The sequence below is a fragment of the Ligilactobacillus hohenheimensis genome (assembly GCF_947381805.1).
Lineage (GTDB): Bacteria > Bacillota > Bacilli > Lactobacillales > Lactobacillaceae > Ligilactobacillus > Ligilactobacillus hohenheimensis.
Map to the genome: position 1 here is coordinate 61,010 of NZ_CANCXC010000002.1, position 18,981 is coordinate 79,990.

An 18,981-nucleotide genomic window follows, 5' to 3' on the forward strand; every position below is an offset into this window, starting at 1 on the left:
AGCGGACGTAGTTAGTAGGAGGGTGATGAACATGTTAGATTGGCAACAACAGCAAACCTTTTCTATTAATGGAATGACCATTACGGTGATTTCACCCGGAATAATCCGTGTTTTTCAGGACCGGGGATATTCCGTTCGTTCCAAGGCGATCGCGGCCTTGCCGTGGGAGAAAACGACGGTGAACGTAACTCGCGGTAAGGAAGTAACGGAATTACGGACGGATACGTTGGTGCTTAAGCTGGACGAAGAAGGACATGTTGATGTGTACGATGTTGCGGGGAATCCCCTTGCCGTTGATTACCGGGGCAAACGGGCGCCGCAGGGGTTGGATAAGGTCGATCAGGAACACCGGAAACTTGTTGCCGGTGAGGGCCATTCACTCGGTGCCCAGGCTCCGCAGGAAGCAGCGATTACCGTCATCAAGCAATTAACTCCCACAGCTCATTTTTACGGACTTGGTGATAAAACGGGTTACCTAGACAAACGGGGGTACGCATATGATAACTGGAACGTTGATTTTTCCGCCCCTCAACTGGAAATCCAACCTAACCTGTACAAGTCTATTCCAGTGATGTTTAGCCTGGATCACGGGCATCCGGTAGGCCTCTTCTTTGATAATCCGAGTCGAAGCCACTTTGACTTTGGGCGGGAAAACCCGGCGTACTACTATTACTCCGCGGACGAAGGTAACCTCGACTATTACATCTTAGGGGGAGCAACGTTAAAGGAAGTCGTCGCAAACTACACCCGGCTAACCGGGTATACCCCACTTCCCCAAAAGTGGACGTTGGGGTATCAGCAATCTCGGTGGGGATATAGCCGGAGCGCAACGGAAATGATGGCTGTTGCGGACGGGTTAACCAAACATAAAATTCCGTGTGACGCCATTCATCTTGATATTGATTACATGGACGGGTACAGGGACTTTACGTGGGATCAAGAAAAGTACCCTGAAGGTCCCAGGAAATTTGTGGCGGCTATGAAACGGAAGGGATACCGGCTTGTTACGATTATTGACGCGGGCGTTAAGAAGGATGAACAGTATTCGGTCTATAAAGAAGGGGAGGAACACCACTACTTTATCCGGAATCATGACGGTAGTCCGTACGTAAACACCGTTTGGCCGGGAGATGCGGTCTTTCCGGACTTTGGGAACCCCGTTGTTCGTCAGTGGTGGGGGCGGAAACAGCGGTTTCTTACGGACCTGGGAATTGCCGGAACATGGAACGACATGAACGAACCTGCATCGTTTAATGGCCCCCTACCACTTGATCTGGAATGTACGGATGAAGATACGACTGTCCCACAACGGCAGGTGCATAACGTGTACGGTCACAATATGTCACGGGCAACCTATGAAGGGATAAAGGATGCCACTGGACTCCGACCGTTTGTCATCACGCGGGCAGCCTACGCTGGAACCCAGAAATATTCAACGGTGTGGACTGGTGATAACCGGAGTATCTGGCCGCACCTGCAGTGGGCAATTCCGCAGTTATGCAATTTGGGGCTCAGTGGTTTTCCGTTTTGTGGAACGGATATTGGGGGCTTTGCTTCTGATACGACGCCTGAACTTTTGGTGCGGTGGATTGAAGCTGCGTTGTTTAGCCCGTTATACCGCAATCACAGTGAATTAGGAACGCGTCACCAGGAGCCGTGGGCGTTTGATGACCAAACGCTTCGGATATACCGGCAGTATGTTCGGTTACGGTACCGGTTTATTCCGTACCTGTACGACCTCTTTGCGCAGCACCAGAAAACCGGGTTACCGGTAATGCGGCCGGTGATTTTAAACTATCCGGATGATGAGCGGGCGGCCAACCTTAATGATGAGTACATGGTTGGTGACGACCTGTTGGTTGCGCCGGTTGTAGTTAAGGCGCAGCGCCGCCGGTTAGTTTACTTGCCAGCGGGGGAGTGGGTTGATTTTTGGAATAACCGCGAATATGCCGGTAACCAGGACATCGTGGTGGATGCACCGCTGGAGCGGTTACCATTATTTGTCCGGAAGAACGCTGTTATTCCGTGGGGGCGGGTCACGATGCACGTTGCCGCTACTCCTGATAAGCAAATGAGGTTCAGGGTTTTTGGAAATAATGGAACGACGGTTCATTATCAGGATAATGGCCGTGATTTCAAGTACCAGAAGGGTGAATATAACCTGTATCAGGTTACGGTAACGGCCGGCCAGGCAACGGTTAAACTTAAGCACCACGGGTATGCGCCGTGTTATCAGGAAGTCGCCGTTGAAACGATGATGGGTGTCCAGCGGTTCCGGTACGCCGGGCAGGAACAGTACGTTGCCGTAAAGGAGGAAGTTGAAAATGAAGAATAATCATTGGTGGAAAAATGCGGTCGTTTACCAGATTTACCCGAAGAGTTTTCAGGATAGTAACGGGGATGGAATCGGGGATCTTCAGGGAATTATCCACCGGTTGGATTACCTCCAGAAACTGGGGGTAGATATTGTGTGGCTTAACCCAATATATCCGTCCCCGCAGGTTGATAACGGGTACGATATTAGCGATTACCAGGCAATCAACCCTGATTTTGGGACGATGGCTGATTTTGAAGAATTAGTAACCGCACTTCACGCGCGGGGAATGAAGCTGGTAATGGACCTGGTGGTTAACCACACGTCCGACCAGCATGAATGGTTTAAGCAGGCCCGGCAGAGTAAAACCAATAAGTACCGGGATTACTATGTGTGGCGGCCCGGGAAAAACGGACACGCCCCGAATAATTGGGGATCGTATTTCTCGGGTTCAGCATGGAAGTACGATCAGCAGACCGATGAATATTACCTCCACCTGTTTGCCCCGGAACAGCCAGACTTGAACTGGGAAAATCCGGCCGTGCGGCATTCGGTTTATGACATGATGAACTGGTGGGCTGCTAAGGGAGTTGATGGGTTTCGCATGGACGTGATTAACCTCATTTCTAAGCCGAACGGACTTCCAGACGGTCCGCGGAGTGCAAATGCACTGTACGGAGATTCTAGCGTGGCAAACGGTCCGCGGGTGCACGAATTTCTTCAGGAAATGCACGCAAACGTAATGGGAAAGCACCGGATGGTTACGGTCGGAGAGACGCCTGATGTGACGCCGGATGACGCACGGGGGTACGCCAACCTTGATGACCGGGAACTTAACATGGTATTTCAGTTTGAACACATGGGGTTGGATGCGAATGAGGATCCCGCCTTAGGAAAATGGAGTCTCCGAAAGGTCCCGCTTAGTGCGCTCCGGGACAACCTAAGTAAGTGGCAGACTGAGTTGATGGGGACGGCGTGGAATTCACTGTACTGGAACAATCATGACCAACCACGGGTAGTTTCGCGGTTTGGAAATGACCAGACCGAAGAGTTTCGGGTACGGTCAGCAAAAATGCTGGCAACCATGCTTCACATGATGCAGGGAACCCCGTACATTTTTGAAGGGGAAGAACTGGGAATGACAAATGTTCGGTTTAATAGGTTGGAGGAGTACAACGATCTGGAATCGGTTAACGCTTATCACCAACTGGTTGACGAACAGCATCTCGTTGATGGTGCCACGATGATGCGGTACCTGCAGGAACATTCACGGGATAATGCCCGGACACCGATGCAGTGGAATGATGGACCAAATGCTGGTTTTAGTTCGCATACGCCGTGGTTAGCAGTTAACCCTAATTACCCGCAGATTAATGCGGAGGCGGCCCTTGCCGATCAAGATTCAATTTTCTACTACTACCAGCGGTTAATAAAGTTGCGACACACCCTTCCGGTTATTACGGATGGTGATTATGCGTTGGTTGCGGGAAACGAAGCGGACGAGGAGGTCTTTGCCTATACCCGGGATGACGGGCACACACGGTTACTGGTGGTTACGAACTACACATCAAAGGAGGTGACCCGTAGTTACGCTGGCCCGCAGGGAGCGGAACTACTGATTAGTAATTATAACGATGATCAGGGGGAAGTTCTGCGGCCGTACGAAGCAAAGGTTTACCGGTTATAAAAAAAGGAGGCTGGGGATAATGAGTAGTAAGGGAACAAAAACGGTAAATGTTGATACGAACATGCCGGATTTACCGAAGCGGACAATTTTGGCGATGACGTTTGGCTTTATGGGAATTAACATGGCGTTTTCGCTGCAAAGCTCTCAAATGAGTCGAATTTGTCAAACAATCGGGGCAAACCCGAATAATTTGGGGTTCTTCTTTATTTTTCCACCCCTGATGGGGATGATTGTGCAACCGTTACTCGGGAAGTATTCTGACCGGACGTGGAACCGGTTTGGGCGGCGGATGCCGTACCTTCTGTTTGGGGCACCACTGGCTGCGTTGGTACTAATCATGTTGCCATTTTCAGGGTCGTTTGGCTTTGGCTATGGCTCATTACTGGCAATGATTTATGCAATGTTTGCGATTTGCTTTATGGATTTATTCTCAAATGTTTGCATGCAGCCATTCCGGATGATCGTCGGTGACATGGTTAATAATAAGCAGAAGAACTTTGCGTGGTCGTGGCAGCAGGTGTTTTCAAATGCCGGGGGAATTTTAGCGACGCTGTTGCCGTTCATCTTTACAATGTTTGGGATGTCTAATACAGCCAAAAAAGGGGTTGTTCCTAATTCGGTTATTTGGGCGTACCTGGTATCAGCGGCGCTTTTACTGGTAACGTGCTTTGCAACGGTCTTTAGCGTGCACGAGTATGACCCGGCTACGTACGCTAAGTACCATGGCATTGATATTCAGAAGAAACAAAACAGTGTTAGTTTATGGCACCTGGTAAAGACGGCGCCAAAGGCTTTTTGGACGATTAACCTGGTTCAGCTGTTTTCGTGGTTCGCGACGATGTATACCTGGACCTACACAACGGGAACGATTGCCCGGCGGGTATGGCATACGGCTAACCCCGTAACGGCTTCCTACCAGGCCGCTGGGAACTGGTACGGGGTAATGACTGCCGTATCCAGCATTGCCGGCGTAGTTTACGGGATTTTCTATGCGAAGACCAAACCAAACCACCGGAAACAGTGGTATGCGTTTGGAACAATTTTAGGCGCAATTGCTTTGATTGCCGAAGCGGTGGTAACCAACAAGTGGCTCGATATTGGAGCGGCGGTCTTGTCAGGAATATGGGGCTTTACGCTAAGCACTGTTCCATTTACCCTCTTAACATCATCGCTAAACGGTGAGAACGAGGGGGCATACTTAGGATTATTTAATGTTGGAATTTGTGTACCGCAAATTTTAGCCTCAGTACTGAGTTTCGCTATTTTCCCACTAGTGCGGCATTACCAGCCGGCGATGTTAATAATTGGGGGAGTTGCCCTGATCATCGGCGCTGCCTGCGTGTTCCTGATTCACGAAGGGGTCGACGTACAGAAAGCGGAACGGAATTCGGTTGGAACGGCTAAGTAGGATAATACGATCCTAATAGCAGAATGGTTTGATTAAAAGTAGAGACCTAGGTGTGAATTACACTTAGGCCTCTTTATGATGTAATTGAAATAGTGGTTATTGTTTTTCTGTTCCATCCGGATTAAATAGTGGTTGGAAAAACCGCAAATCCCAATCCCATTGCCATAATCCCTTGGGGAATTCCGTTAAGGACAACACCAATGGCAGCCATTAAGTCAGTTAACCAGTGCATGAGCAATCCTCCATAAACATTCTACGCTGAATACAAACTATACCGGACATTTTATTCTCCAATTCAATCTTAATCAATGTAAATACGTATATTTTATGGTATTTTGTTGTCTAAATCACTGATTTTTAAAACTAACCACGAACAATATGGGGATATTGAATTCGACAGGCATTAAGTGTTAGAGTTGAGTATCATTGAGTATCAAATACCGTAAAGAAACACTAATAATACTTTCTTTACGTTTAAGAAGGAGCAAATAATATGACAAAGGCATTGTTGATTATTGATTATACAAACGATTTTGTAGCATCCAACGGGGCGTTAACGTGCGGGACGTCCGCTCAAAAAATTGAATCGACGATTGTTCGGTTGGCGGACCAGTTCTTAGAGGCGGATGACTATGTTTTACTTCCGACGGACACGCACCAGCCAAACGACCAGTTTCACCCTGAACATAAGCTGTTTCCTGAGCATAATCTCGTAGGAAGTTGGGGGCATGAATTATACGGAAAACTGGCATCATGGTATACGACGCATCAAGAAAGCAAACGGGTGTGGCAGTTTGCGAAGAACCGCTATTCAGCCTTTCAAAATACAAACCTCGATAATTACTTACGAGAACGGGGTATCACGGAACTATGGTTGACGGGTGTTTGTACGGATATTTGTGTACTGCACACTGCAATTTATGCGTATAATCTAAACTACAAGCTAACTGTTCCCGAAGTGGGCGTAGCAACCTTTACACCGCAAGGCCAGGAATGGGCGCTGGCACATTTTAAGGATTGTTTGGGAGCAACGGTGATTCCGGTAAATTAGGTGAAAAGTGTATTAATCTCCATTTTGGATGGTAGGGCTCAGGTTTCAAGGATTTTATTAACTGCAGCCTTAACTTCATTAACAATGGTGGGGTCTAACCGGCCAAGTCGTTGTCGGTCGTAATAATCGGATCATCAGGTAAAACATGACGCCGAATTAGCTGGTCCCGCGCTACTGCATAGTTCAACGAATCCTCCTTTGCTTGAAGGGCCTTTTCCATCCAGTACATTTTTTCCTGAGAGATTACCACAACGCTGCGGCTATTTGCCCGTGCAATATATATGGTTTCGTCCTCATTGTTAACTCGATCTAAATATTTTTTTATGTGCGCTCTAAAATCGCTTTGGGTTAATGCCACTACCATGTTATTCGCCCCCGTGTACTTTATTTCGTTATCGTTAGCAATTACTGCACAGGAACTTTGCTGATGTCCCATAGTTGATTCCTTGGGTTTTACATGTTCAAGTGATAAGGATTACTCATAATTAACAGATTAGCGCTTATAAACATCATTCCGTTTTCCTGCTTTGACTACGACGACGGTAAAGACGTTATCCCGAATATCCGCAATAATCCGGTAGCTTCCTACCCAATAGCGCCACAGTGTTCCGAGTTTGCCCGCTAATGCTTTCCCCCAGAGGTGGGGATTATCGCTTCCTTCAATGTGTGAATCAAGCCACGCAATAATTCGCCGTTGAACGGGTTTATCTAGTTCCTTCTGGAAGTCTTTAAGGGCTTTTCGGTCAAATTCCCATGTGAATTTCATTGTTACAATCCTAGTTGTTTTTTCACGTCATCCCGGGAAACAGTTTCTCCGTGGGATGCCTGCATATTACGGACAGCGTCCTGATAGTCCAAACCATCCGCAAGTTTTTCTAAAACTGCATCCCGCATGTATTCGGTGGGTGATTCACCGTCTAAAGCGGCTTGTTTATGAATCAGATTCAAAACGCTTTTATCAAAACGGATGGTCGTAGATTTGGTAGAAGTTGTCATTTAGCGCCTCCTTGAAGTTACTAACAGTATTCTATCATATTAGAATGCAAGTGCGTTCTTTCATCATGTTTTCTATGTCAATGATAGGGGGAGGTGCTGGCATGTTTCAAGGATTGTTTGAAAATGGTGGGGGATTATTGTTCGTATGTAGCTAATGTATTGTTTCTTATCAATAATAGCTAATATGTATTAATGGCAAATGTTATATTGATAAATCTATTTATCGAGGGTACAATGAGCATAACTATTGTTGGTTGGAAGGGCTATTCTATGAAAAAGAAATACAAATGGATTTTCATCGCGTTAATTATCGCATGTGGCGTGTTGATAGTCGGTGATTTGGGGGTTAAACATATGGAACGAGTAAATGAACAAGCAAATTTAGAAGATAATCCACCGGTGACTCACGAAAATATGGTGCGGATTGTTAAGGTGCATAAGGATGTGGTTGATAAATGGCTATTAAAGGACGATAAAAAGAAGCAAGTAAAGACGATTACCATTGAGTACGACCAGTTAGACCATAATCCAATGGGCGGAATTGATATTTATGGTTATGTTAATGGCAACAAAAAATTAGAATTTAATGCGACTCTAGATAAAGAAGGCTCGAAATATGTTATTGATGGTGGCGGAATAACGAAGCCCTTAGGAATTTTAATGGGTAGCTACTGAGAAAAACATTATTATGAAAAAGAAATACAAATGGATTTTCATTGCATTAATTATCACGTGTGGCGTGTTAATAGTCGGTGATTTGGGGATTAAACATATGAAACGAGTAAATGAACAAGCGAATTTAGAAGAGAATCCACCAGTAACTCACGAAAATATGGTGCGGATTGTTAAAAAACATAGGCAAGATATCTATCAGGCAGTTAAAGCTGATGACAAATATCATCGTATTCAAAAGATAACATTACGTTATGATACTGTTCAACATAACCCGATGGGTGGAATTATGATTCAAGGATATGTGAACGATAATAAGAAATTTGATTTCCAGGTTTCTCTTGAGAAAGACAATGGGAAAATTGAGTGTTATGAAAACATGGAAGACGAAGGATTGTCCGATTTTCTTTGCCATAAAAATTGAAAAAGGGTGAAATACTATGTGGGGGCATTTAACGGATAAAGAACGTATGGAATTTGCACGTAACGAATATGGAAATTACAGTGTAGGAAAAAGGTGGAAGATACATGGTAAATCCGTTGGCTACGTCCAACAACGGATTGGTTTCAACAAAGACGGTTCACCCAATATTAACCATGCAGGAGAACAGGCCTATGTTGTAACGAATACAAGGAATCCGCACAAAGCAACGGAGGTTGCCGTGGTATACCGTGGGTCAGATACCGATTTTAAGCATAGTCCTAAGGATGTATGTGCCGATTGGGGAAATGATATTGTTGCTGGTATCAGAATTTTCTTTGGCTCACACAATAAAACAGTTTTGCCACAGTTTAAAGCAGCTGCTAAAACGTTGGACAATGTATGTCGCAAATATCCTCACGCATCGGTTTATGTTTTTGGTCAATCCTTGGGTTCAATGGATGGTCAGTACGGGGTATGCAGGACAAAGTATCCTCAACGGATTAAGGGAGGATACTTTTATGAAGGACCAAATATTTACGATGCGTTAACTTTTTCTGAAAAGTTACAGGCGTTTAAACTTCGTCATCGGATACACAATTACCAAGATGGGAAAGACATTGTTTCGATGGGTTACGGTCTTTTAAAGCCTAGTATCGGTCAGGTCATTTATATTGACAGTACGGAAACTGGTAATGTTCCTGATCAACATATGTGGGGCGGATACCGGTTTAATCGTAATGATAGCCTGAAAACATTATCAGTTGAACAGGAACAATTACTTTATGCCGAAAATGACTACGACAGATTAATTAATTTAACGAATTTTATTTTTGGCAATAAGGAGGTTAAAGTTGACCCCGGTGATGTCGTTTCAATTGCGAACGTATTGACCGCCGCTGTTGAAGAAGCACTTACCATGGCAACAAGTGAAGTTAAACGTGAGAAGTCGTTCTTTGAGGAAAATTGGCAGCACGTCCAGCAGATGGCTCGTGCTATCGGGACTGATTTGAGCATGGGTGAAATTATGGATGCTTTAGTAGCTGGTGGGGCGACGCAGGCCAGCATGGTTGCCCAACCACAGGAAATCTGTGAACAAGAGCTTCATCAACTGACATCAGCTGCAGAACGCCTTACTTCTCTGGGGACTGGGATGCGTTCCGCGGCGGGGAATTTTGAAGCTACGGACAGTAAGATTAGCCAAATGATTGGGGAATAACGATGGATGAACGAACATGCGAAAGAATGCTTGATGATTTACGGCAGGAATACCAGTATCAGGAGCGGCAGTTTGACCGGCAATTAGACCAACTTCAGCAACAACGGGCAATGATGCGACGCTCTTTAACTACTATCCAGCAGACGACCTACCAGCTTGTGGGCCGGTACAGCGATGATCGGCGCTATTTAATGGGGGCAATGGGTGCACTTGATCGTGGAATTGACGAAGCGGATAACTTTTTTCGGCGGCAGATGCAAAGGATTGAAGATGCACGGGAAGATAATACCGTTGAATATCAGCGTCAGCGGAGAAGGGTGGTTGATGCACAGTGAGTGATTTAGCAGGAATGATTAGTCAGGCGTTATCGTCTTGTGGCCACGAACTAGATCCGGCGACCATGCAAAAAATTAAGAAAACCGTGGAAAAAGAAATGATTACCACGGCGGTCGCGATGACTGGACGGGCGAAGGTTGAAGCTCGCGTTAATGCGTTTCGTGGGAAAATGAAGCAGCAGGCTAGTCAGTTAGGCGGGAAGGTTGAAGGTGTTGGTAAGCAGGTCAGCGCCGTTAGTTTAGGAAACTGGGCTGACGCTCTCACCGAAAAGATTCATACTGAGGCATCTCGGTTAAAATAAGAAAACAACGCAGCGAACCATCACGTCCGCTGCGTTGTTTAGTATCGTATTAATCAGGCTGCTATGCCAATGAGCCCATCGGGTCCCACGGCTTCAGCATCGTTGGTTCTTCGTTGAGAACCTGCTTGAGTTCATCCGGCAGGTACTTCTTGTTAACAACCACCTGGTAGCAGTATTCTTCCATCCAGTCGTTGCTCATGACGAAGAAGCCTTTTGTGCCGACCTTATCACCCCAGGAGTTTTCAACCTTCCACTTGGTTGGCTCGCCGTCGACCAGGTCCACGCCGGTCAGCACCATGGCGTGGGTCATGAGGCTCTGGCAGTAGTCCAGCCGGTCCGCCTTGGACATGGAGAAGTCCACGTCGAAGAGTTCGTCCTGGTGGTAGAGGTTGGTGTCCATGATTCCCTTCTTGCGGTCGGATTCCTTACCAACGTCACAACCGAACCAAACACTTTCGCCGGCTTCGAGCTGCTTGATGGCCACTTTCCGGAATTCGTTCATGTCCACGTTGAGGTGCCGCACTTCCCGGCCGCCAACCACGTTACCGAGCATTTCAACCGTGTACATGTGGTTGTACGGCTTGTCCTTGGTTGGCCCGTTAATGATGGAAACGTAGTCGCTCAGGTTCCAGCCGACGTACTTGTCAAAGAACTTCTTTGGCGTCAGGTTGGTGTCGCGGTGGAAGTTATTATCCTTGTCGCGGTATTCGAAGTCAAACGTTGTCGGTGGTTCGCCGAAGCTGTATGCCAGCATCCGGTAAACTTCCGTTAACATCTTTTCCTTGCGGGTGGCAATGTCGTCATCCGTGGCGTTAGCGGCAACCATTTCCCGCAGTTCAACGGCGTCCTTCCGTAACTTCAGGTTCAACATGTCGTTGATTTCCGTTGAGTTGGATGAGTTGACCGTTTCCGGCATTACGCTCTGCGGTACAACCCCGTACTTTTCGATGATGGCCATAATCATGTCCCACTGGCCACCGTCCTGCTGGGGCGTGGTCATCAGCCAAGCGACTTTCCGGTCGCTGGTCGGCAGGTCCGCCGTCTTCAGCACGTTTTCGTAGAAGTAGTTGGCCTTTTCCAGCTTGTCCCAGAAGAACGTGTAGTTCTGGGAAAGTTCAAAGTCATCAGCCACCTTGTATTCTTCGCGGATGGCGTGCCGCATCGTGTTGAGGCAGGCAAACATCCAGCACCGGCCAGAACGCTTCTGGTCCGCTACCTTTCCGGTATCCAGGTCAATGGAAAAGACTGGCTCCATCTTAGTGGCAGCCTCGTAGTCCGTTGCGGAAGCGAGGATCCCGTTCTTTGCTACGCTACGGGCGATTACCGCAGCGTCTTTCCGGCCCTGGAGGTTATCCCGGAACCGGCCTAATTCATCAGCACTAATCGATTTACTCATGAGAATTCTACTCCTTTTCTAAGGATATTCTCATTATACTCCTTTTACTTCCGGGCGTGAATAATTTCTGGTCCGTCCGGGTGGCCCACAATAACCGTGTTTACAACGTCCAGGAAGAGTCCCTGTTCAACCACCCCGACCTGATTAATCAGGTAGTCCTGCAGGCCGTACGGGTCGGTGATTGGGTCAACGTGCAGGTCAATAATCCAGTTGTTTGAATCGGTCTGGGCAAAATCGCCGGCTTCATTCCGCCGGAAAACAGGGTTTAATCCCCGGGCGCTAAACTTATCAAAGAGCTGCTGGCTTCCGTATGGAATTACCTCAATTGCCAGCGGGAAGCTACCTAGTTGTTCGTGCATCTTGCCCTCGTCGACAATCCAGATGTTGCGGTCTGAATTGGTAGCCACAATCTTTTCGAAGAGGAGGGAGGCGCCGCCGCCCTTAATCCCCTGGAAATCCTTGTCAATCTCATCGGCCCCGTCAATGGTGAGATCGATGTGGTCAACGTCATTGATGGACTTTAGCGGAATCCCGAGCTGCTTGGCCTGGTCCGCCGTCCGCTTTGATGTTGTGACCCCCGTAATGTGGAGGCCTTCTTCGGCCAGCCGTTTGCCGAGGGCATCCACCATGTATGTAGAGGTCGTTCCGGTTCCCAACCCGACAATCATCCCGTCCTCAATGAATTCGACGGACTTTTGCCCGACCATCTGCTTTAACTCATCCTGCGTCATCTAAAATTCCTCCTCGTCGTGTGGATAATAGGCCGCTTTCCGATACTGCGGTTCCTTATCCAAGAAGTGCTCCGTAAAACTGCACAGCGGAATAAACTTTTTGTTTTCCGTGGTAATTTTGTCAAGCAGCTTCTTGGTCATTTCAGCGGCGATGGCCGTTCCCCGGTGGTTGGGGTCGACCCACGTTCGTTCAATCACGTAGGTCTGGTCATCATCAATCATGTGCCAGCCGATTTCGCCGATCCGCTGTCCCTGGTCGTCCAGGCACCGCACCCGCGTACTGCGCCATTCGTACTTCAAATTTACCGCCTCCGTTTCATGCGTTATTATACCATTTTTTACGGGGATTCCCCCGCAAGGAATACTATTCGGAACCGGGACTTAGTGGTAAGATGAATGTACTTATATAAAACGGAGGGAAACCATGAAACGAGGATTTGAACGGGTCAGTTCGTACGACCCAGAAGACGTTCATTTACCGGTGCGGGCAACGCAGCACGCAGCGGGGTATGATCTGTTTGCGGCCCGGGACTTTACGCTGCCAAGTATTTGGCGCGGGCCCTTCTTAAAGGTGCTCCGCGCATTGCGACGGGAAGAGAATGTGACGGATGCCGCCTTGGATGACGCGTGGGCGGTTCTCAAACCGTACCTGGTGCCCACTGGCGTAAAGGCGTACATGCAGGAGGATGAGTTCGTTCTTATTGCTGACCGGTCAAGTGGCCCGTTAAAGCGGGGGCTGATTCTCCCCAACGGAATTGGGGTCGTGGATGCGGACTACTACAATAACCCGAATAACGAGGGGGAGTTGTTTGTCCAGCTATTAAACTTTGGGATTCGTGACTATCACGTGAAGCAGGGGGAGCGGATTGCCCAGGCAATCTTCATGCCATACCTCCGGGCGGATAACGAACAAACGCCGTTAGCTAAGCGAACGGGCGGTTTTGGAAGTAGTGGAAAGTAGTTAAGTTGTAAAGCCTAGAGGGGAGGCGGTCTGGTGGCCAAGGCAAAAACGAAGTATGTTTGTCAAAAGTGCGGGTACGTGTCGCCGCGGTATCTTGGGCGGTGTCCGAACTGTGGCGAGTGGAATACCCTGGTTGAAGAGGTGGATCACCCGGCAGCCCACCAGGCAGCGGCACCGCACCGGACGATGGCGGGGCGGACGATCAAACCCGAACTGATTGGGCAGGTGACAACGGAAGAAACCCCGCGGATTGAAACGCAGTTGGCAGAACTTAACCGGGTGCTCGGGGGCGGGATCGTTCCGGGGTCCCTCGTCCTCATTGGGGGCGATCCCGGCATCGGGAAGTCCACTCTCCTGTTGCAGGTGTCCGGCCAACTTGCGGAAACCGGCCAGAAGGTGCTGTATGTTTCCGGGGAAGAGAGTGCCGTGCAGATTAAAATGCGTGCTGACCGCTTGGGGGTTGGCGGTGACCAGTTTTACCTGTACCCTGAAACGGACATGGGCGCGATCAAGGAAAACATCGCCAGCCTGCACCCGGACTTTGTGGTAATTGACTCCGTGCAAACAATGCAGGAGCCGGATATGACCGCAGCGGTCGGGAGCGTCTCCCAGATTCGGGAAGTTACCGCTGACCTGATGCGGATTGCGAAGGAAAACGGGATTACAATTTTCATCGTCGGCCACGTGACCAAGGAAGGCGCACTTGCCGGACCCAAGATTCTAGAACACATGGTTGACACCGTTCTGTACTTTGAGGGCGACCTGCACCGGAGTTACCGGATCTTGCGGGCCGTAAAAAACCGGTTCGGGTCGACCAACGAGATTGGTATTTTTGAGATGCGCACCGGTGGCCTGCGGGAGGTGGCCAACCCCTCCGAAATCTTCCTGGAGGAACGTTTGCGCGGAGCGACCGGTTCGGCCGTGGTGGTTTCCTTAGAGGGGACCCGGCCAATCCTGGTTGAACTGCAGGCACTGGTAACCCCGACGGCTTTTGGCAATGCCAAGCGAACCACAACGGGGCTCAACCACAACCGGGTCGCCCTTATTATGGCTGTTCTGGAGAAACGGGCGGGAATGCTGCTCCAAAACCAGGACGCTTACCTGAAAGCGGCCGGTGGGGTGAAGCTGGACGAACCAGCGATTGACTTGGCCCTTGCTGTCAGCATCGCGTCAAGTTACCGCGACGTTGAAACGGCGCCGACCGACTGTTTTATCGGGGAGGTCGGGTTAACCGGGGAGATCCGCCGGGTTAACCGGATTGAGGAGCGGGTCAACGAGGCAGCCAAGCTCGGCTTTAAGCGGGTAATTCTCCCGCAAAATAACCTGCGGGACTGGACGCCCCCCACAAAAATTGAGTGTGTTGGGGTAGCAACAATTAACGATGCGCTCCGGATTGTTTTTAATAAGTAGGAATTGAGGTGCGTTAACGTGCGCAAGAAAATCATTATGATTGTATTTGCCCTCCTTGGTTTGGGCGGCGGGTACACGTTTTTACCATATTTATGGCAACTTGGGGGGATTTACCAGCCCGTGCTTAATAACCCCCTGACGGACATGCTGATTGGGTTGGTTGTGATGGGGTTGATGATGCTGGTATTTGGTAATCTGGTTGACCGGATGCTGGCGCGGATTGAAAAACGGCTTACCCAGCAGAACCCAGCAGCCATTGCGGCCATTTCCCTGTCCGTGATTGTGGGGATGCTGATTGCAGCGTTGGTTTCCAGCTTATTTTCCCACTCCCACCTGTTCTTCTTGAACACGGTGCTGCCGGTGATTCTGATGCTTTTGTTCGGGTATGCCGGGTACGTGTTTGGCCGGAATAAGTTTGGCGACCTTGACCCGACCTTCTTCAAGCGGCTAATGCACCGTGACCGGCCGGCAGGGGATGTCCTCGAACGGAAGGTAGATGACCACTTCCACAAGTATAAGCTCTTAGATACCAACATTCTGATTGACGGGCGCATTTACGACCTCGTGAAGACCGGTTTTATCGAGGGTGTTCTCGTGGTGCCAAACTTTGTGCTGTACGAGTTGCAGTACATTGCGGATGCGGGCGATAGTATCAAGCGGGTTCGGGGCCGGCGCGGACTGGATATTTTAAACAAGCTCCGGAAGGAAAACGATGTCCCGGTAAAGATGTACGAGGGTGATTTTCCGGATATTCAGGAAGTTGATAGCAAATTAATCAAATTAGCGAAGATGATGGATGCAGTGATCGTCACAAACGACTATAATCTCAATAAGGTCTGTGAGTTCCAAAACGTTGAGGTGCTTAACATTAACGCCCTGGCCAAGGCGCTCAAGCCGCGGGTAATTCCGGGGGAGAAGTTAAACGTGATGGTCATTAAGAACGGAACCGAGCGCCATCAGGGAGTTGCGTACCTGGATGACGGAACGATGATCGTGGTCGAAGACGGCCGGTACTACATGAACAAGACCATTGAAGTGGAGGTCACGAGTGCCTTGCAGACCGATGCCGGCCGGATGATTTTTGCTAAACCAACGCACTCGAAGCGGGAACTCCGGGAGAAGAACTAGGAGGATTAACATGAAATTAAACAAGTTAATGACAACAAGCATGGTGGGGCTGGCGCTCCTAGCCGCAACGCCGGTGGCATGTGCTGACGACGTGGCGGGGGACAACGCCAACACTCCAGCTACGACACAGCAGTCAAGCCAGAGTACGCCAACCTTTAATAACGGGGGCCAATCCGTTCAAACTAAGCAGCTTAGCAAGCCGTACATGGTCTTTGGCGCGGGTTTATCCGACAGTGAACGGCAGCAGGTCGCCCAGGTGCTGGCGGGTAACAGTAGCGCCGCCAACTTCACGAACCTAACGGCAACGGGCCAGGACTACGGCCAGTACGTGGGCAACGGGCAGGCGACAACCGACTCAGCTATGATTAGCTCGGTGGCCCTGCAACCAGCCGACCCGGGAACGGGGATTAACGTTTCCATCAAGGACTTTGATGGCAAGGACAACATCACCCAGGTTACCCCGCAGCAGTACGCCATGGCAGCAGCCTGTGCTGGGGTAAAGGACATGAACATCGTGGTAACGGCCAACACGCCGGTTTCCGGGACGTCTGCCCTGACCGGGGTGTACAAGGCCCTTGCAGTTGACGGAATTCAACTGAACAGTAAGAACACGGCGGCCGCCAACGGGCTGTTACAGGCTACCCAGCCGGCCGTTCAGGCTAACCAGGGTGACTCCCAGTACGCCGGGAAATTAGTTCAAGCGGTCTTAGCCGTTGCCCAGCAGGTCGCCCAGGACCGGCAGAACGGCAAAATGGATTCTGCTTCCGAGATTCAAAGTATGTTGATGAAGCAGTTACAAAAGCAGGGGATTGCCAGCGAAACGCCGCAGTCAGCCATCAACCAGATTGTCCAAGCGCTGGTTAACTTCGAACACGCTCCGGTTGCCAAGACCAGCACGGTAGTTAATACGATTAAGAACGTGCAGCACAACGTGGCCAACAATAAGAACGGCAACATGATTAACGCCAACGACTGGAAGGATGCTCACATGAACTTCTTCGAACGGCTCTGGAAGATGATTGTGCACGCCGTGAACGTCTACATTCTGCGGCACGACCCGACGAAGGACGCTTCCGCCGAAAAGAGTCAGGAAGCCCAAAACAGCGGCGTGAGCGCAGCAAGTTCAGCGTCAGGTTCATCCGCAACGCAGAGCTCATCGGCGGCAAAGGATCAGTCGGCGGCCGGTGACGAACAGTCCAGTGAAGTTACTCCGAAGCAGCCGGCCCAAAAGCAGGACGAAAAGGCGCCCGCAGCGCAGAATAACGGTCAGCAGGCAAGCGACGCTGCTGATCAGCAGTAGTTGCGGAACGTAGGGGAGCATTGTAGAATTGAGAAGACTGGTGGGCGGGGCTTACCGCCCACTGTGAGATTATTACGAAGAAAGAGGCGCTCATTTTGGCAGAAGCGGAACAACCACAAAAGATTCGGGTGCGGTACGCACCAAGTCCGACGGGGCATCTTCACATCGGGAATGCCCGAACGGCCCTGTTTAACTACCTGTTTGCCCGGCACAACAACGGGACGTTTGTGATTCGGATCGAGGATACTGATACGAAGCGGAACGTGCAGGATGGGGAAAAGAGCCAGCTGGATAACTTAAAGTGGCTGGGAATTGACTGGGACGAAGGTCCGGATAAGCCGGGCGATTTTGGCCCGTACCGGCAGTCCGAACGGCGGGAGATTTACCAGCCGCTGATTCAGGAACTACTGGACAAGGGGATTGCCTACAAGTCATACATGACCGAAGAAGAGCTACAGGCCCAGCGGGAACAGCAGAAGGCCAACGGCGAAGCCCCGCGCTACGTGTACGAGTATGCTGGGATGAGTGATGACGAAATTAAGGCTAAGCAGGAAGAGTGCGAGGCCAAGGGATTGAAGCCGGTTGTTCGGATTCACGTTCCGGCCAACAAGGTCTACGAGTGGGACGACATGGTGAAGGGCCACGTTAGCTTTAAGTCTGAAACCATCGGGGGTGACTTTGTCATCCAGAAGCGTGATGGCATGCCGACGTACAACTTCGCCGTTGTTGTTGACGATCACATGATGGAGATTACCCACGTGCTGCGGGGCGACGACCACGTTGCCAACACCCCCAAGCAGTTGGTAGTTTACGAGGCCTTCGGGTGGCAGCCACCGCAGTTCGGCCACATGTCCCTGATTATTAACGCTGAAACGGGCAAGAAGCTCAGTAAGCGGGACGAAACGGTGCTTCAGTTTATCGAACAGTACCGTTCCCTCGGATACATGCCAGACGCGATGTTTAACTTCATCACGCTGCTGGGTTGGTCACCAAAGGGTGAGTCAGAAATCTTTACGCGCAAGCAGTTCATTAAGATGTTTGACTACAAGCGGCTGAGTAAGTCACCAGCAGCCTTTGACATCAAGAAGCTTGAGTGGGTTAACAACCGCTACGTTAAGCTTGGAAACGAGGATACGGTGGTTGACCTGGCCCTCAAGCAATTGATTAAGGCTGGGTTAATCAAGGAAGATCCGGACGTTGCAACGGTTGAGTGGGCGCGGAAGCTCATCAACCTGTACAAGCGGCAGATGTCCTACATGGGCCAGATTGTGGAAATGGCGGATATCTTCTTCAATATTCCGGGTGAGTTAAGCGCTGATGATCGGGCAGAACTGGCGGACGAAAACGCGGTGCCGGTCATCGAGGCGTTCAAGAAGCGCGCTGAGACGATGCCGCTGTTTGACGCAACGGAGATTCAAAACGCTATCTGGGACGTTCAGCATGAAACCGGTGTGCGGGGGCGGAAGCTCTACATGCCGATTCGGATTGCGGCGACCCGGTCCATGCACGGCCCGGAAATCGGCCCAACCATTGAGTTGTTCGGTCGGGATAACGTCTTAAAGTACATTGACCAGACGCTTGCTGAAATTAACTAGGCGTGGCGCGGAACCACGGAGAGGGTATGGCAAAAATCCCGGTTAATTCCGGTTA

The 18,981-nt window shown here is 49.8% G+C and carries 20 protein-coding genes; 14 read left to right on the forward strand and 6 right to left on the reverse strand.

Going from position 1 to position 18,981, the window contains the following annotated elements; genetic code table 11:
* The first annotated feature begins 31 nt into the window (after positions 1-31).
* The 4 genes from QOR60_RS04070 to QOR60_RS04085 all read left to right on the forward strand — a co-directional run bounded on the left by QOR60_RS04070 (position 32) and on the right by QOR60_RS04085 (position 6,460).
* Positions 32-2,335 (forward strand): glycoside hydrolase family 31 protein, encoded by a 2,304-nt coding sequence (locus tag QOR60_RS04070; RefSeq protein WP_283582086.1) that lies wholly within the window; start codon positions 32-34, stop codon positions 2,333-2,335.
* Positions 2,325-4,001 (forward strand): alpha-glucosidase, encoded by a 1,677-nt coding sequence (locus QOR60_RS04075; protein ID WP_283582087.1) that lies wholly within the window; start codon positions 2,325-2,327, stop codon positions 3,999-4,001. The genes QOR60_RS04070 and QOR60_RS04075 overlap by 11 nt, the downstream gene beginning before the upstream one ends.
* 19 nt (positions 4,002-4,020) lie before the next feature.
* The gene (locus QOR60_RS04080) at positions 4,021-5,409 is read left to right on the forward strand and encodes an SLC45 family MFS transporter (RefSeq protein WP_283582088.1); all 1,389 of its coding nucleotides are present in this window, start codon (positions 4,021-4,023) and stop codon (positions 5,407-5,409) included.
* Between the two features lie 493 nt (positions 5,410-5,902).
* Complete coding sequence (locus QOR60_RS04085; RefSeq protein ID WP_283582089.1) at positions 5,903-6,460, forward strand: cysteine hydrolase family protein; 558 nt, start codon at positions 5,903-5,905, stop codon at positions 6,458-6,460.
* Positions 6,461-6,554: 94 nt separating this feature from the next.
* Here QOR60_RS04085 and QOR60_RS04090 read toward each other — a convergent pair whose 3' ends face one another.
* The 3 genes from QOR60_RS04090 to QOR60_RS04100 all read right to left on the reverse strand — a co-directional run bounded on the left by QOR60_RS04090 (position 6,555) and on the right by QOR60_RS04100 (position 7,456).
* Positions 6,555-6,824, reverse strand: coding sequence for a type II toxin-antitoxin system Phd/YefM family antitoxin (locus QOR60_RS04090; RefSeq protein WP_283582090.1), 270 nt, complete (start codon positions 6,822-6,824; stop codon positions 6,555-6,557).
* Between the two features lie 129 nt (positions 6,825-6,953).
* On the reverse strand, positions 6,954-7,226 hold the full coding sequence (locus tag QOR60_RS04095; RefSeq protein ID WP_283582091.1) for a type II toxin-antitoxin system RelE family toxin: 273 nt from the start codon (positions 7,224-7,226) through the stop codon (positions 6,954-6,956).
* A 2-nt stretch (positions 7,227-7,228) separates the two neighbouring features.
* Entirely contained in the window at positions 7,229-7,456 is a 228-nt protein-coding gene (locus tag QOR60_RS04100) for a DUF6290 family protein (RefSeq protein WP_283582092.1), read from the reverse strand.
* Positions 7,457-7,726: 270 nt separating this feature from the next.
* Between QOR60_RS04100 and QOR60_RS04105 the strand changes: the two genes are divergently transcribed.
* Genes QOR60_RS04105 through QOR60_RS04125 form a run of 5 tightly spaced genes read left to right on the forward strand, consistent with a single transcriptional unit; the run spans position 7,727 to position 10,405 of the window.
* Positions 7,727-8,131 (forward strand): DUF1310 family protein, encoded by a 405-nt coding sequence (locus tag QOR60_RS04105; protein ID WP_283582093.1) that lies wholly within the window; start codon positions 7,727-7,729, stop codon positions 8,129-8,131.
* Between the two features lie 13 nt (positions 8,132-8,144).
* Complete coding sequence (locus tag QOR60_RS04110; protein WP_283582094.1) at positions 8,145-8,552, forward strand: DUF1310 family protein; 408 nt, start codon at positions 8,145-8,147, stop codon at positions 8,550-8,552.
* A gap of 16 nt (positions 8,553-8,568) precedes the next feature.
* Positions 8,569-9,768, forward strand: a complete 1,200-nt coding sequence (locus QOR60_RS04115) for a hypothetical protein (RefSeq protein WP_283582095.1) — start codon at positions 8,569-8,571, stop codon at positions 9,766-9,768.
* Between the two features lie 2 nt (positions 9,769-9,770).
* A complete protein-coding gene (locus tag QOR60_RS04120) occupies positions 9,771-10,103 on the forward strand; it encodes a hypothetical protein (protein ID WP_283582096.1) in 333 nt (110 codons plus the stop codon).
* Positions 10,100-10,405 (forward strand): hypothetical protein, encoded by a 306-nt coding sequence (locus QOR60_RS04125; RefSeq protein WP_283582097.1) that lies wholly within the window; start codon positions 10,100-10,102, stop codon positions 10,403-10,405. Before QOR60_RS04120 ends, QOR60_RS04125 begins: the two co-directional genes overlap by 4 nt.
* Positions 10,406-10,466: 61 nt before the next feature.
* Here the strand turns inward: QOR60_RS04125 and QOR60_RS04130 are convergent, their stop codons facing one another.
* From QOR60_RS04130 to QOR60_RS04140, 3 genes are read right to left on the reverse strand one after another with little or no spacing between them, the layout of a single operon-like run.
* Positions 10,467-11,801, reverse strand: coding sequence for a C1 family peptidase (locus tag QOR60_RS04130; protein WP_283582098.1), 1,335 nt, complete (start codon positions 11,799-11,801; stop codon positions 10,467-10,469).
* Between the two features lie 44 nt (positions 11,802-11,845).
* The gene (gene rpiA, locus QOR60_RS04135) at positions 11,846-12,532 is read right to left on the reverse strand and encodes a ribose-5-phosphate isomerase RpiA (RefSeq protein WP_283582099.1); all 687 of its coding nucleotides are present in this window, start codon (positions 12,530-12,532) and stop codon (positions 11,846-11,848) included.
* Positions 12,533-12,895, reverse strand: coding sequence for a GNAT family N-acetyltransferase (locus QOR60_RS04140; protein ID WP_326520559.1), 363 nt, complete (start codon positions 12,893-12,895; stop codon positions 12,533-12,535).
* Between the two features lie 61 nt (positions 12,896-12,956).
* Between QOR60_RS04140 and QOR60_RS04145 the strand changes: the two genes are divergently transcribed.
* The 5 genes from QOR60_RS04145 (at position 12,957) to gltX (ending at position 18,926) form a co-directional block, all read left to right on the forward strand.
* A complete protein-coding gene (locus QOR60_RS04145; protein WP_283582101.1) occupies positions 12,957-13,493 on the forward strand; it encodes a dCTP deaminase/dUTPase family protein in 537 nt (178 codons plus the stop codon).
* Positions 13,494-13,526: 33 nt separating this feature from the next.
* Positions 13,527-14,903, forward strand: coding sequence for a DNA repair protein RadA (gene radA, locus QOR60_RS04150; protein WP_283582102.1), 1,377 nt, complete (start codon positions 13,527-13,529; stop codon positions 14,901-14,903).
* 18 nt (positions 14,904-14,921) lie between these two features.
* The gene (locus QOR60_RS04155) at positions 14,922-16,031 is read left to right on the forward strand and encodes a PIN/TRAM domain-containing protein (RefSeq protein WP_283582103.1); all 1,110 of its coding nucleotides are present in this window, start codon (positions 14,922-14,924) and stop codon (positions 16,029-16,031) included.
* 10 nt (positions 16,032-16,041) lie between these two features.
* On the forward strand, positions 16,042-17,331 hold the full coding sequence (locus QOR60_RS04160) for a DUF1002 domain-containing protein (protein WP_283582104.1): 1,290 nt from the start codon (positions 16,042-16,044) through the stop codon (positions 17,329-17,331).
* A 95-nt stretch (positions 17,332-17,426) separates the two neighbouring features.
* Positions 17,427-18,926 (forward strand): glutamate--tRNA ligase, encoded by a 1,500-nt coding sequence (gene gltX / locus QOR60_RS04165; protein ID WP_283582105.1) that lies wholly within the window; start codon positions 17,427-17,429, stop codon positions 18,924-18,926.
* The last annotated feature ends 55 nt before the right edge of the window (positions 18,927-18,981 follow it).